This window comes from Ferruginibacter sp. SUN002 (assembly GCF_050611725.1).
GTDB lineage: Bacteria > Bacteroidota > Bacteroidia > Chitinophagales > Chitinophagaceae > Ferruginibacter.
On record NZ_JBODJB010000001.1, the window covers coordinates 1,056,669 to 1,069,668 of the forward strand.

17 protein-coding genes are annotated in these 13,000 nt (G+C 35.6%); 13 read left to right on the forward strand and 4 right to left on the reverse strand.

The window, feature by feature from the left end; translation table 11 throughout:
- The first annotated feature begins 19 nt into the window (after nt 1–19).
- The gene (rnpA, locus tag ACQ33O_RS04700; protein ID WP_430994407.1) at nt 20–487 is read left to right on the forward strand and encodes a ribonuclease P protein component; all 468 of its coding nucleotides are present in this window, start codon (nt 20–22) and stop codon (nt 485–487) included.
- Entirely contained in the window at nt 462–692 is a 231-nt protein-coding gene (yidD, locus tag ACQ33O_RS04705; protein WP_430994408.1) for a membrane protein insertion efficiency factor YidD, read from the forward strand. Before rnpA ends, yidD begins: the two co-directional genes overlap by 26 nt.
- Nucleotides 693–807: 115 nt before the next feature.
- Here the strand turns inward: yidD and ACQ33O_RS04710 are convergent, their stop codons facing one another.
- Both ACQ33O_RS04710 and ACQ33O_RS04715 read right to left on the reverse strand, forming a co-directional pair.
- The gene (locus tag ACQ33O_RS04710; protein WP_430994409.1) at nt 808–1,413 is read right to left on the reverse strand and encodes a superoxide dismutase; all 606 of its coding nucleotides are present in this window, start codon (nt 1,411–1,413) and stop codon (nt 808–810) included.
- Between the two features lie 97 nt (nt 1,414–1,510).
- Nucleotides 1,511–1,948 (reverse strand): nucleoside deaminase, encoded by a 438-nt coding sequence (locus tag ACQ33O_RS04715; RefSeq protein WP_430994410.1) that lies wholly within the window; start codon nt 1,946–1,948, stop codon nt 1,511–1,513.
- A gap of 147 nt (nt 1,949–2,095) precedes the next feature.
- Here ACQ33O_RS04715 and ACQ33O_RS04720 point away from each other — a divergent pair, with 147 nt between their 5' ends.
- The 5 genes from ACQ33O_RS04720 to ACQ33O_RS04740 all read left to right on the forward strand — a co-directional run bounded on the left by ACQ33O_RS04720 (nt 2,096) and on the right by ACQ33O_RS04740 (nt 6,995).
- A complete protein-coding gene (locus tag ACQ33O_RS04720; protein WP_430994411.1) occupies nt 2,096–2,587 on the forward strand; it encodes a glutathione peroxidase in 492 nt (163 codons plus the stop codon).
- A gap of 31 nt (nt 2,588–2,618) precedes the next feature.
- On the forward strand, nt 2,619–3,131 hold the full coding sequence (locus ACQ33O_RS04725) for a hypothetical protein (protein WP_430994412.1): 513 nt from the start codon (nt 2,619–2,621) through the stop codon (nt 3,129–3,131).
- A gap of 102 nt (nt 3,132–3,233) precedes the next feature.
- A complete protein-coding gene (locus ACQ33O_RS04730; protein WP_430994413.1) occupies nt 3,234–4,319 on the forward strand; it encodes a sensor histidine kinase in 1,086 nt (361 codons plus the stop codon).
- A complete protein-coding gene (locus tag ACQ33O_RS04735) occupies nt 4,312–4,998 on the forward strand; it encodes a response regulator (protein ID WP_430994414.1) in 687 nt (228 codons plus the stop codon). The genes ACQ33O_RS04730 and ACQ33O_RS04735 overlap by 8 nt, the downstream gene beginning before the upstream one ends.
- A gap of 26 nt (nt 4,999–5,024) precedes the next feature.
- Nucleotides 5,025–6,995, forward strand: coding sequence for a KUP/HAK/KT family potassium transporter (locus ACQ33O_RS04740; RefSeq protein WP_430994415.1), 1,971 nt, complete (start codon nt 5,025–5,027; stop codon nt 6,993–6,995).
- A 10-nt stretch (nt 6,996–7,005) separates the two neighbouring features.
- On the opposite strand, the gene dusB is transcribed toward ACQ33O_RS04740, so the two are convergent.
- Nucleotides 7,006–8,046 (reverse strand): tRNA dihydrouridine synthase DusB, encoded by a 1,041-nt coding sequence (dusB, locus tag ACQ33O_RS04745; RefSeq protein ID WP_430994416.1) that lies wholly within the window; start codon nt 8,044–8,046, stop codon nt 7,006–7,008.
- A 192-nt stretch (nt 8,047–8,238) separates the two neighbouring features.
- Here dusB and ACQ33O_RS04750 point away from each other — a divergent pair, with 192 nt between their 5' ends.
- The 4 genes from ACQ33O_RS04750 to ACQ33O_RS04765 all read left to right on the forward strand — a co-directional run bounded on the left by ACQ33O_RS04750 (nt 8,239) and on the right by ACQ33O_RS04765 (nt 10,873).
- Nucleotides 8,239–9,228 (forward strand): lysostaphin resistance A-like protein, encoded by a 990-nt coding sequence (locus tag ACQ33O_RS04750; protein ID WP_430994417.1) that lies wholly within the window; start codon nt 8,239–8,241, stop codon nt 9,226–9,228.
- A gap of 5 nt (nt 9,229–9,233) precedes the next feature.
- Nucleotides 9,234–9,932 carry a phosphatidate cytidylyltransferase gene (locus ACQ33O_RS04755; protein WP_430994418.1) on the forward strand — a complete coding sequence of 233 codons (699 nt, stop codon included), beginning with the start codon at nt 9,234–9,236 and terminating at the stop codon, nt 9,930–9,932.
- A gap of 90 nt (nt 9,933–10,022) precedes the next feature.
- Complete coding sequence (locus tag ACQ33O_RS04760; protein WP_430994419.1) at nt 10,023–10,679, forward strand: phosphatidylserine decarboxylase family protein; 657 nt, start codon at nt 10,023–10,025, stop codon at nt 10,677–10,679.
- Nucleotides 10,680–10,702: 23 nt separating this feature from the next.
- Complete coding sequence (locus ACQ33O_RS04765) at nt 10,703–10,873, forward strand: hypothetical protein (protein WP_430994420.1); 171 nt, start codon at nt 10,703–10,705, stop codon at nt 10,871–10,873.
- Between the two features lie 54 nt (nt 10,874–10,927).
- Here the strand turns inward: ACQ33O_RS04765 and ACQ33O_RS04770 are convergent, their stop codons facing one another.
- Nucleotides 10,928–11,626: a YjjG family noncanonical pyrimidine nucleotidase gene (locus ACQ33O_RS04770; protein WP_430994421.1), complete on the reverse strand. Its 699-nt coding sequence runs from the start codon at nt 11,624–11,626 to the stop codon at nt 10,928–10,930.
- Nucleotides 11,627–11,701: 75 nt separating this feature from the next.
- Here ACQ33O_RS04770 and ACQ33O_RS04775 point away from each other — a divergent pair, with 75 nt between their 5' ends.
- Nucleotides 11,702–12,403: an SDR family oxidoreductase gene (locus ACQ33O_RS04775; protein WP_430994422.1), complete on the forward strand. Its 702-nt coding sequence runs from the start codon at nt 11,702–11,704 to the stop codon at nt 12,401–12,403.
- 52 nt (nt 12,404–12,455) lie between these two features.
- The gene (locus ACQ33O_RS04780; RefSeq protein ID WP_430994423.1) at nt 12,456–12,848 is read left to right on the forward strand and encodes a hypothetical protein; all 393 of its coding nucleotides are present in this window, start codon (nt 12,456–12,458) and stop codon (nt 12,846–12,848) included.
- Nucleotides 12,849–13,000: the final 152 nt, after the last annotated feature.

Consider the following 13,000-nt stretch of genomic DNA (forward strand, 5'->3'; position numbering starts at 1 on the left):
CTTTTTTAATTTTGTATAATTGGAGAAGAAGATACGATACACACTTGGTAAGAACGAAAGGTTGAAAAGCCGTAAGGCAATAGATCAATTGTTTAAGGAGGGTAAGTCCTTTTCTGTATTCCCATTCAGAATTATTTATTTGTTGGCGTCAGACGATGGAGGGCAGACGACGGACAATAGTTCAGTGGTCAGTAGCCCGTTGGTTGTCGTTAAAAGAACATTGCTTCAAGCAGGGTTTACCGTAAGTAGTAAAAACTTTAAACGTGCAGTAGATAGAAATAAAGTTAAGCGACTGATGAGAGAGGCTTATCGCTTACAAAAAAAGGAACTACAACAACTAGTGATTACCGGTAATAAAGGGATGAATGTATTTTTTATTTTTAGCGGAAATGAAATCCCGGAGTATGATCTTGTGTTTTCTAAAATGACAAAAGCACTAAAGCAATTGCAAAAATTATTAAATGAAAACACTGCTACAAATACTTAGTTTCCCTTTTATTGTAGCAATAAAATTATACCAGTGGATCATTTCTCCATGGTTGGGCAATAAATGTAGGTACACGCCAACCTGCTCACAGTACGGAATAGACGCTTTTAAAAAATATGGCCCGGTAAAAGGGTTTTGGTTGACATTGAAGAGAGTTTCACGCTGTCATCCATGGGGTGGGCATGGACATGACCCGGTGCCCTAGATAGGAACACGGATGACCCGTATTTTTTTGGATCAACACAGATTTATCCATGTTCCCTACAAATAAAAACGCCATCCTTTTGTAGGGACGGCGTTTTTAAATAAAATTGAAAATACTATTTAGCAGCACTAAATCTTTCAGCTACTTTACTCCAGTTAACTACACTCCAAAACGCAGCCAAGTAATCAGCACGGCGGTTTTGATATTTTAAGTAGTAAGCATGTTCCCATACATCACAACCTAAAATTGGTGTGCCTTTTACATCAGCAACATCCATTAAAGGATTGTCTTGATTTGGTGTAGATGAAACTTCTAATTTGCCGTCTTTAACAATTAGCCATGCCCAACCGCTACCAAAACGAGTCATACCTGCAGCAGCAAATTTTTCTTTGAATGCATCGAATGAACCGAAGGCTGAATCAATTGCAGCGGCTAAATCTCCTGAAGGAGTACCTCCTGTAGTAGGAGCTAAACTTTCCCAGAAAAAAGTATGGTTCCAATGCCCGCCACCATTGTTACGAACAGCCGGACTGATACTACCTGCAGCAGCAACCAATTGCTCTAACGTTTTACTTTCGTTATCCGTACCTGCAATAGCTTTGTTTAAATTATCTACATACGCCTGATGGTGTTTACCATGGTGTATTTGCATTGTTGTTGTGTCGATATGTGGCTCTAATGCATCGTGTGCATATGGTAAAGCCGGTAGTGAAAATGCCATAATTGTATTTTTAATGATTGTTTTAAATGGATGACAAAATTACTATCTAAATAATGAAAAACAACGGGCTAATTTTTTGTTTTTCGTAATTCGAAAACTATCTCCTGGCTTTGAAAAAATCTTTCATGAGTTGGGCGCATTCTTGTTGAAGAATGCCGCTTACCAATTCAGTTTTGGGGTGAAACGGGTTATTGGGCGAAGTGTTTTTTCTGTGCCCGTTCTTTTCATCATCGGTACCCCAAACGATCTTACCGATCTTGCTCCAGTAAAGTGCCCCTGAGCACATTAAACAGGGCTCAACGGTAACGTATAAAGTAGCTTCGGGCAGGTATTTGCTACCGAGAAAATTAAATGCAGCGGTCAATGCAATGATCTCTGCATGAGCTGTGCTGTCAGCTAATTTTTCAACTTGATTATAACCTTTGGCAATTATTCTGTCGTTCATTACCACAACAGCACCCACAGGCACTTCGCCTTCATCAAAAGCACGTTTGGCTTCTTTTAGTGCCAACTGCATATATTGTTCATCCGTCATAAAATTGTTTTGTGGTATCTTGCCAAAGAATAAAAATAAAGAGATTACGTGACTATACGACAAAAGTTTTTGCAGTTTGTGTACCCGATATGGATGATTCTTGCAAAGTTGATAAGAAAGGTAAAGCCCGTACAAACCAATGATCAGATGATTCAGCCATTACAATCATTTTATGATTTGAATGCAGTAAAAAATGACAGACTTCTATTTGGATTTTCCGGTTTGAAAAATAAAAAAGTATTGATCGTCAACACGGCATCTAATTGTGCCTATACAAATCAATATAGCGATTTAGAAAAACTATATCAATTACATAAAGATAAATTAGTAGTATTAGCATTTCCAGCAAATGATTTTAAAGAGGAAGAAAAAGGGAGTGATGAAGAAATTGCCGGATTCTGTAAAATCAATTTTGGCATCAGCTTTCCGATTATGCAAAAAAGCGTGGTAGTTAAAAAAAGCAACCAGCATGAGGTGTACCAATGGCTTACCAATACGGAGAAGAACGGTTGGAACAAACAAAGACCAACATGGAACTTCGCAAAATATCTTATCAATGAAAATGGTATACTTACACATTATTTTGAGCCATCTGTTTCTCCTTTAAGCGAAGAAGTTCTAAATGCTGTACAGCAATAATTTTGTTATCTTACATGGAAATTATTGCTATATGTTTTCTAAGACTGATATTGAAAAATATTTTATTGCGGAAAAAAATGAAAGCCTGTTATTTATCATTGTAGGAGTTGCTGCTATTATTCTTGCTTTGATCTTTTTCTTTTACTTAAAAACAAATTGGTACAAAGGGGCTGCTATTCCTTTTTTTGTAGTAGGTATTATGCATTTGGTAGTTGGTATAACTGTTTACAAAAGAAGTGATGGAGATCGACAATGTAATGTATATGCCTATGATCTAAATCCCGGCGAATTAAAAGCAAAGGAACTTCCCAGAATGGAAAAGGTAAATAAGAATTTTGTTGCTATCCGTTATTTTGAAATAGCGTTATTACTTATCGGGCTTGGACTAATTGTTTCCTTTAAGAATAATTTAGATAAAACTTTTTGGGTTGGATTGGGTATTGCTTTAGCAATAGAAGCAGTGGTGAGTTTAGGAGCCGATTATTTTGCAGAGAAGAGAGCGAAGGAATATACAAAGGGATTGAAAGAGTTTGTAGGGAAATAGAATCCAGTTCATAATCTTTATAAAATCTTTATACCTAACTTCAATAGTTTTACAAGCTGCTTATAAGTTCTGGTTTACTTTTGTATTGTCAATTAAAAATAAATGACAGCACTACTATTACATAAGTTCAGTAAGCCAAAACAATACATTATAAGTGGGTTACTTGTTTTGGCAGTAACTATATTTTGTCATTTCCTTTCAACTTATATCGGATATAGAGTAATAGCTTTTATTTTATTAATAACTATTTCTTTGCTTGCTGTTGTATTTGATATACTGCCTGTACTACTTTCCGCAGTATTAACTGCATTGATCTGGAATTTCTTTTTTATACCGCCACATTTTACTTTCAGGATTGATTCAACCGAAGATCGTATTTTATTCTTAATGTATTTTATCATTGCATTGGTCAATGCTGCACTGACCTATAAAATAAGACAGATAGAAAAAATTGCTGCCCAAAAAGAAGAAAAAGCAAATACAATAAAGCTATACAATACTTTGCTTAATTCCCTTTCGCATGAATTGAGAACACCCATTGCCACTATCATTGCAGCTACAGATAATTTACAGACCAATAGTAAAAACTTGTCTTTATTACAAAATCATGAACTAATAGACGAAATTTCAAAAGCATCATTTCGATTAAATAATCAGGTTGATAATTTATTGAATATGTCGAGAATAGATTCAGGAATTATTCAGCCTAAGAAAGACTGGTGCGATATTGAAGAGCTTATTTATAGTACGGTTAAGAAAGTGGAAGAGAATAGTAGCCCCTTACAAAAAATCACAGTTAACATCAACCCTTCTATTCCATTTTTTAAGATTGATAAAGGAATTTTGGAACAGGTGGTTTATAATATTTTAAACAATGCTGTATTGTATACGGCACCGAATTGCCGAATAGATATTGTAGCGCTCTGCCACACAGATCTTTTGCAAATAATTATCGAAGATAACGGAGAGGGCTTTCCTACAAATGAAATCAGCAATGTATTTAATAAATTTTATCGTTTGAATAACAGCAAACCGGGAGGTACGGGTTTGGGGCTATCAATTGTAAAAGGATTTACAGAAGCAATGGGCGGCTCAGTGCATCTTGAAAACACCAGTACCGGCGGTGCAAGGTTCACTATCAGTATTGCCGCAGAAACATCTTACCTTAAAAATTTAAAAAATGAATAGGGCAGAGATTTTAGTAATTGACGACGAAGCCGCTATACAAAAGTTGCTCGAAATAACATTGGAGAGTAATGGTTTTATGGTAAAGCTTGCTAAAACTGCAAAAGAAGGGTTTGTTGTTGCAGCCAATCATCCTCCGGATCTTATTATTTTAGACCTTGGTTTGCCGGATGAAAGCGGTCATGCTGTTTTGGTGAAATTAAGAGAATGGTTTACTAATCCTGTTATTATACTATCTGCACTTGCAAACGAAGAAAATATTGTTAAAGCGCTGGATAATGGGGCCAACGATTATTTAGTGAAGCCTTTTAGAACAGGAGAGCTGCTTGCACGTATTCGGTCTGCATTACGTGGAAGTATAAACGCAGGAAATACACCAGTGATTCATTGTGGAAATATTCAGATAGATTTATTATTACGTGTAGTTAAAAAGGATGATGTTGTCGTAAAGCTTACTGTGACAGAATATAGTCTACTCTCACTATTTGCTAAAAATGAAGGAAAGGTTTTAACACATCAGTATTTATTAAAAGAAGTATGGGGCCCTGGATACATCAATCAATCGCAATACTTACGGGTTTTTATAGCACAATTAAGAAAAAAAATTGAAGCGGATGCTAACAGACCGGAAATTATTGTTACGGAATCCGGAATCGGCTATCGCTTTGTAGTAAAAGAATAATCACAATCACATATTAATTTTTTAAGATGAATTCAAATCATAAAAGTTTGAACAGGGTAACTATTGCCTCATTGCTAGTAGCATTAGGAATTATTTACGGAGATATTGGTACCAGCCCTTTGTATGTTTTAAAAGCTATTGTTGGTGAAAGGCAAATCGATGAAACGCTTGTTTATGGCGGAGTTTCATTGGTCTTTTGGACATTGTTTTTTCAGACTACGATAAAATATATCTGGCTTACTTTAAAAGCCGATAACCATGGTGAAGGTGGCGTTTTTTCTTTATTTGCCTTGGTAAAAAGATATAATAAAAAGTTGGCCATTATAACGATATTGGGAGCTACAACCTTACTGGCCGATGGAATTATTACGCCACCTATCTCTATTGCTTCTGCAATTGAAGGGTTGGGTACAGTAAATGGGTTAGAGCATGTTTTTGCTCCCGGGAGTACTATCACTATTGCTATAGTCATTGGGATTATTTCTTCACTTTTCTTTTTCCAAAGATTTGGTACGCAAAAAATTGGTAAAGCTTTTGGCCCGGTAATGACCATTTGGTTTACAATGTTATTAGTTGTTGGGCTTAAAGAATTGATACATTCCCCTGGTGTATTAAAATCATTGAATCCTTATTACGGGTATCAATTATTAGTAAATTATCCAAAAGGGTTTTGGTTGTTGGGCGCCGTTTTCTTAGCTACAACAGGGGCAGAAGCATTGTATAGCGATCTTGGCCATTGTGGTATAAGAAACATTCGTATCACTTGGATCTTTGTTAAAATAAGTTTGGTGATCAATTATATTGGTCAAGCTGCATGGATCATGAATTTAAAATCGTCAACATTGAATGGCTTAAATCCGTTTTTTGAAATGATGCCACATTGGTTTTTAGTTCCCAGTATAATCATTGCCACCGCTGCTGCTATCATTGCATCTCAGGCCTTGATCAGCGGTTCATTCACATTGGTTAGCGAAGCAATGAACTTGAATTTTTGGCCAAGGGTAACTGTAAGGCAACCGTCAGATATTAAGGGACAAATTTATATTCCGAGTGTAAACACAATTTTGTGGTTTGGTTGTGTGTTGATGATCTTGTATTTTAAAACATCTTCTTCAATGGAAGCGGCTTATGGTTTTTCCATCACCATTGCCATGATGATGACAACCGTGTTGCTTAATTTTTATCTGAAGTTCAGGCTTAAGTGGAATCAGGTTTATGTTACATTAGTAATTGGTTTGCTTACTATTATTGAAACATCTTTCTTTATAGCCAATGTTGCCAAAATAAAAGAACGCTGGATGTTTTTGTTTTTTGAATTGTTCATTTTTATGATCATGTATGTTTGGTATTATGCAAGAAAAATAAATAACAGATTTACCAAGTTTGTTGATCTTGGAAAATATACTCCACAATTGATTGAGCTAAGCAATGATGATTCCATTCCAAAATTTTCTACACACCTTATTTATCTGACAAAAGCAAATAGTCGTACACAAATTGAAGAGAAATTGATGAAATCGATTTTCTCTAAGAAGCCTAAAAGAGCTGATGTGTATTGGTTTGTACACATCAATCGAACAGAAGAGCCGTTTACAATGAGTTATGATATATCTGAATTGGTAGATGATAAAGTAATAAAAGTAAATATCAATATTGGTTTCAGAATTCAGCCTAAAACAGAAATGTATTTTAAAAAAATTGTTCAGGAGTTGGTTGCAAATAAAGAATTGAATTTGCATATTCGACCCGACGGCTCTACAAAATATAATAATGAACCTGATTTTAAATTTGTGGTGATTGAAAAATTTATTTCTGTTGAAAATGAGTTTGCTTTAAAAGATAGCCTTTTATTACAGGCGTATTTTAAACTTAAAAGTCTTGGACAAAGAGATGAAAAGGCTTTTGGGTTGGATAAAAGTGATGTAGTGATTGAAGAAATACCATTGGTGTATCAATCGAGCCAAAATGCGACTTTGAGTAGAGTTGGGGCGCTATAATACCCCGACTCTAATTTATCGGACACTTCTCATGATAATTGATCAATTCGATCGGAGTTTTTTCAAACTCATAACCTGCATATTTCGTTACGATCTCATCTAGCACTGCATCAATTTCTTCAACCGTTTTTAAAGTAACCAATTGTAGGCGATAATCTTTTATGCCCGGTAGCCCTTTTAAATAATTGGTATAATGACGACGCATTTCAAAGATACCAACCACAGGCCCTTTCCATTCGTAAGATTTATGTAAATGTTTTTTGCAAACTTCTACTCTGTCTTCAATGCTTGGAGCAGGCAACATTTCACCGGTTTTGATAAAATGTTTGATCTCATCAAATATCCATGGGTAGCCAATTGCGGCCCTGCCGATCATCACTCCATCTACACCATATTTATTTTTATATTCTACTGCTTTTTGCGGACTATCAATATCGCCGTTTCCGAAGATGGGTATTTTAATACGTGGATTGTTTTTCACTTTACCGATCAACTCCCAATCCGCTTCGCCTTTATACATTTGCGTACGGGTACGTCCGTGAATGGCTAAAGCTTTTATACCAACATCCTGTAAACGCTCTGCTACCTCTTCGATATTTTTTGTGTGCTCATCCCAACCCAATCTTGTTTTAACCGTAACGGGTAATGAAGTTGATTTTACAACGGCGCTGGTTAAACGAACCATCAGATCAAGATCTTTTAGTACACCGGCGCCGGCTCCTTTCAAAGCCACTTTTTTTACAGGGCAACCAAAGTTTATATCCAACAGATCAGGATTGGTAACATCAACAATTTTAGCCGCTAATGCTAAACTCTCTTCATCGCCACCAAAAATTTGTATGCCTACAGGTTTTTCATAATCGAAAATGTCTAACTTTTTTCTGCTTTTAATAGCATCTCTTATCAAACCTTCACTGCTGATGAATTCTGTGTACATAAGATCTGCACCCTTGTCCTTACACACGGCACGGAACGGCGGATCGCTTACATCTTCCATAGGTGCAAGAAGTAGTGGAAAATCAGGGAGTTCTATTTTATCTACGTAAATCATTACTTATTTTACATCCTTTCAATTCAGGGAAAAGGAATAATTCCTGCAAAGTTCATGTTTTTTTTACAAAGATGGGCAATGATGCCTTAAACAAGTTTCAGATGAAAACCGAAGTGTTAGTGTTGACCGTTTGTCAATTAGGCATTGCAGCACAAGTATTTCATGTAAATTTGCATCTAAATTATTTTATTAATGCAATATAAAAGTGCCAGAGGATTTACAGGTTGGGCTCAATTGGGAATTCTGTTTGGTTTTCTAGGAGTGGGACTAATACTTGCCGGAGCTATTCAACTTTATTTTGGGTATAAAGCTTTAGGCGCAAATTCGCTGCCGCTTTCAAAAGTTGCAGATGCAATGCTTGAAGCCTTAATGAAACCAGAGAATGCAGTTTATATGCAGTTGTCACAGATATTTGGAACATTTTTTCTTTTATTTATTCCTTCTGTTGCGTTTATCATTGTTTGTCATAAAAAATTCAGTTGGGCCGGCTTCAATGCACATTTTAATTTATTGCAGATCGGGTTGGCATTTTTGATCATTCTGGCCACCACGCCGTTTGCTACGCCATTTGCAGATATCAGTAAATCTGTTTTGGCACATTTTCCTGCAATTGACAAACTTGCACAAGGTGCGGAAGAAACCTATAACAAAGCCGTGATGGCCATGAGCGGATTGAAAACATGGCCGCAATTTTTTACCGGTGTTTTTATTATTGCTTTTTTACCTGCATTATTTGAAGAACTGGCATTTAGAGGAGTGCTTCAAAATTTGTTAGTTAAATGGATAAAGAAACCGATCGTAGCTATTGTTATTACTTCTTTGGTTTTTAGTTTGGTACATGCTTCATATTATCTTTTTATAAGCAGGTTTATTCTTGGGCTTTCGCTCGGATTGCTTTTTTATAGAAGCAAAAATATTTGGGTAAACACTTTTGCTCATTTTATGAATAATTTGATGGCATTAACGCAACTCTTCTTTCTGAATAAAACTAAGGGAGCCAAAATTGATGTGAATGATATGGATATGAAAATGCCAATATGGAGTTTATTTATTACGTTGACAATACTGATTGGGCTATTCATCGTTTTTGAAAAATTAAGTTCTAAGAACCGCCAAGCGATTGAAGCGAAAGAAGCAGCAGAGGTGCCATATAGTGATAACCCATTTACTAATTACGCATAATTTTTATGGCACTAAATGTCGAGACTTTAAAAACACGTTCGTTAACTGCAGCAATTTTTGTAGTGGTTATGTTAACCGGGCTTTTCTGGAATTTCTGGAGTTTTTTAATTTTATTTTCAATCATTCATATAGGCTGTTGGATAGAATTTGTAAACCTTTTAAAGAAAATATATGGTGATCAATATAAAAAATACATTCTTTCAGGTGTATTGTATATTTCTCTTCCTATTGTTTTGTTGGCACATCTATCAACAAAATGGGAGCTGAATGCATCAATAGATATTTCTAACGGCACCTATTCTTATTTACTTCCATGCGCTATAATATTTTCTATCTGGATAAATGATACAATGGCCTATATCGTTGGTTCATTGATCGGCAAAACACCATTCTCAAAAATATCTCCCAAAAAAACCTGGGAAGGAACCATAGGTGGTGCCATACTTTGTATTGCGGTAATAGGACTATTAGGATACTATGTACCAATGGCAAAAGAGATAACAGTAAAACACTGGTTAGCAATAGCTGCTATTTGTGCCGTATTTGGCACAGCAGGAGATCTGTTAGAAAGTAAGATCAAGCGTATGGCCAATGTAAAAGACAGCGGTACTATCATGCCCGGACACGGAGGTTTTCTAGATAGATTTGATTCATTATTAATAGCAACACCATTTGTTTGGGTATATATTCAACTATTTATTTGAGTTTCAATTTAATAGTTTGTTTCTAAATTGTTTTGCTTGTCCCTTGCTGCTTGCATCTTGTAGCGTATCTTTGTTCCTCAATTTTAAAGCATGACGATTCACAGAGAAGGTTATAAAAGTATTGCTATTGGAAGTTTGATCTTTGGAGCAATTAATTTCCTTTATTTTTATTTTTTTAGTGCAGACTGTCCACTTTTGGGTTGGATCATATTTTTTGCCACATTAGGCCTATTGCTTTTTCTTATATCTTTTTTTAGGATACCGAATCGTAAACTTACCATTAACGAAAGTTCTATTGTGTCTCCTTGCGATGGCAAAGTAGTGGTAATTGAAGAAATTGTTGATGAGGAATATTTTAAAGATAAGCGTTTGCAAATATCAATTTTTATGAGCCCTGCAAATGTGCATGTAAACAGAAATCCTTTAAGTGGCGATGTAGTCTATAACCAGTATCACAAAGGAAAGTACCTGGTAGCATGGCATCCAAAATCATCTACCGAAAATGAAAGACATAGTGTGGTAATAAGAAAAGGAGATACGCAGGTGTTGGTGAAACAAATTGCAGGAGCATTGGCAAAGCGTATCGTAAATTATTTGCAGGTGGGCCAAAAGGTTAATCAGGCCGAAGAAATGGGCTTTATTAAATTTGGAAGTAGGGTAGACCTGATTTTACCTGTTGGTACTAAGGTTAATGTTGAATTGAATCAAAAAGTGCAAGGCGGTGTATCAGTTATAGCAACAATTTAATTATTTACAATAAAATTAAAGGCATGAAAAGAATATTTTTATTAGCTACTGCAGCATTCTTAGTTACAGGAGTAAGTTTTGCAAATGATGGGGGTAAAAAGAAAAAGAAGTGCTGTAAAAAAAGCGGCAAAACTTGTTGTAAGAAAGAAACAAAATCTTGTTGCAAGAAAAAAGCAGCAACTGCAGCTTTATAATTTTGTTTAACTGATTTATAAAAGTCTTCCGGTATTTGTCGGAAGGCTTTTGTTTTAAAAGATGGTGGTCAGTTCCTTTAAATTAGTTACGATGTATGTAGGGTTGAGCTCGGTTGTTTCGGCAATATGGTTAACAAATACACAGTCCATACCTGCATTGATAGCTCCCTGAATATCGGCCTCCAGATTATCTCCCAGCATAATACTTTCGTGTAAATGTGCACCGGCTTTTTCTAAAGCATAATCGAATATTGCTTTTTTGGGCTTAAGGCTATTGCTGGCTTCGGAGGTTATCACTTGTTCAAAGTATTTATCCAGTCCACTGCTTTTTAATTTATGACCCTGTACTATTTCAAACCCGTTTGTAATAAGGTGTAGTTTGTATTTTTTTTCTGTGAGATAATTCAGTACTTCAACTGTATCGGGGAAAAGATTTTTTTTGTAAGGTAGTATCTCTAAAAAGCTTTTGCTCATCTTATTTGCCAAAACTTCATCTCCTATTTTAAATTCAAGCAACGTTCGCCACATACGTTTCCATTTCAATTCATCAGCAGTTATTAATCCGTTATGATATTTGTTCCATAACGTTTGATTGTGCTGGATATAGTGAGCATAAAAAGCTTCAAAAGGAGCAACACCCTTTTTGTCTAACTCATAAATAGCATAAATTTCTGTAAGCGATTCACGGGCATTGGTATCAAAATCCCAAAGGGTATGATCGAGGTCAAAAAAAAGATGTTTATATTTATTCATTGCAGCATGTAGATTTGCAAAGAAAGGCGAAATATTCAATATTCGAACTTATGTTAATTATCAAATTTTAATCAAATGAATGTTGTCATTACCGGCGCAAGTAAAGGAATAGGGAAAGCATTGGCATTGGCTTTTGCTGCTGAAGGAGCCAACCTGTTATTATGTTCAAGAAATGAAACGGTTTTGAATGCAACAGCAAAGGAGATAGCCGCTCAATATCCTTCTATAAAAATAAAATGCAAAGCAGCAGACCTTTCTATTAAAACAGCAGCACAGGGCTTCGGCTTATGGGTGTTAAGCCAAACAGATTCTATTGATATTCTGGTGAACAATGCCGGTCTGTTTATCCCTGGCAATGTATATGATGAAGAAGATGGTTCGGTAGAACAAATGATGAATACAAATTTTTACAGTGCATATCATCTTACACGTGTGCTGCTGTTAAAAATGATAGAAAAAAAAGCCGGGCATATTTTTAATGTCTGTTCGGTAGCTTCATTAAAAGCCTATAAAGATGGTGGCAGTTACAGCATCAGTAAATTTGCTTTGATGGGATTTAGTAAAAATCTTCGTCAGGAATTAATGCCATTTAATATAAAAGTAACAGGAGTTTATCCCGGAGCGGTAATGACAGATTCGTGGAAAGGATTTGACAATTCTAATAAACGCATTATGGAGGCAAGTGATATTGCCACAATGGTTGTTGCAGCTTCAAAGTTAACGCCACAAGCAGTTGTAGAAGATATTGTAATAAGACCACAGTTGGGAGATCTGTAAAAATCTTTTAACTCTGATCGCATTGTACTACTTTTGCAAAAAAAATCGAGGAGTGTCTCTATTAAAGCAATCCATAGCTTTCATTTTTATTCTTTCGTTTGGGGCACAAACGTTTACTAAATCTTTGATCGTATTTGATTATTACTCCAATACAAAGGCTTATGCAAAAAATTGCGAAAACAAAGCCAAGCCGAAAATGCATTGTAAGGGGAAATGTCAGATGATGAAAAAATTGAAACAGGAAGAAAAGAAAGACGAACAAAATCCTGAAAGAAAATCAGAAAATAAGAACGAGATCACACTTTCTTCTAAATCATTTTATCCTGCGCTTAAATACACAAACAACCATGCGGACAATATTTATCCGGTGATCAATTACTGTAAAGAAACAAAAATGCCCAGGGCGCTTCTACGACCTCCCATTTCGGATCTCCTATTTATTTAATTCTATTTCATAGCCATTGTTTGTTATGAGATCGCCTGATCGCATTCTATAAAATTTTGTGGAATGACGAGAGCAATTTATTTACTCCGGTCGTAATTAAAAACCTTGACAGGTTAATTATGTCGGTGTGCTTATTCGTTAATTTTTAAAAT

Bases quoted from the DNA above. Each gene is read 5' to 3' on its own strand.
- ACQ33O_RS04730 (WP_430994413.1), top strand. From the start codon at position 3,234: ATGACAGCACTACTATTACATAAGTTCAGTAAGCCAAAACAATACATT.
- ACQ33O_RS04765 (WP_430994420.1), top strand. From the start codon at position 10,703: ATGAAAAGAATATTTTTATTAGCTACTGCAGCATTCTTAGTTACAGGA.
- ACQ33O_RS04755 (WP_430994418.1), top strand. From the start codon at position 9,234: ATGGCACTAAATGTCGAGACTTTAAAAACACGTTCGTTAACTGCAGCA.
- ACQ33O_RS04775 (WP_430994422.1), top strand. From the start codon at position 11,702: ATGAATGTTGTCATTACCGGCGCAAGTAAAGGAATAGGGAAAGCATTG.
- ACQ33O_RS04735 (WP_430994414.1), top strand. From the start codon at position 4,312: ATGAATAGGGCAGAGATTTTAGTAATTGACGACGAAGCCGCTATACAA.
- ACQ33O_RS04760 (WP_430994419.1), top strand. From the start codon at position 10,023: ATGACGATTCACAGAGAAGGTTATAAAAGTATTGCTATTGGAAGTTTG.
- ACQ33O_RS04715 (WP_430994410.1), bottom strand. From the start codon at position 1,948: ATGACGGATGAACAATATATGCAGTTGGCACTAAAAGAAGCCAAACGT.
- ACQ33O_RS04720 (WP_430994411.1), top strand. From the start codon at position 2,096: ATGATTCAGCCATTACAATCATTTTATGATTTGAATGCAGTAAAAAAT.
- yidD (WP_430994408.1), top strand. From the start codon at position 462: ATGAAAACACTGCTACAAATACTTAGTTTCCCTTTTATTGTAGCAATA.
- ACQ33O_RS04770 (WP_430994421.1), bottom strand. From the start codon at position 11,626: ATGAATAAATATAAACATCTTTTTTTTGACCTCGATCATACCCTTTGG.
- dusB (WP_430994416.1), bottom strand. From the start codon at position 8,046: ATGATTTACGTAGATAAAATAGAACTCCCTGATTTTCCACTACTTCTT.
- ACQ33O_RS04710 (WP_430994409.1), bottom strand. From the start codon at position 1,413: ATGGCATTTTCACTACCGGCTTTACCATATGCACACGATGCATTAGAG.
- ACQ33O_RS04740 (WP_430994415.1), top strand. From the start codon at position 5,025: ATGAATTCAAATCATAAAAGTTTGAACAGGGTAACTATTGCCTCATTG.
- ACQ33O_RS04750 (WP_430994417.1), top strand. From the start codon at position 8,239: ATGCAATATAAAAGTGCCAGAGGATTTACAGGTTGGGCTCAATTGGGA.
- ACQ33O_RS04725 (WP_430994412.1), top strand. From the start codon at position 2,619: ATGTTTTCTAAGACTGATATTGAAAAATATTTTATTGCGGAAAAAAAT.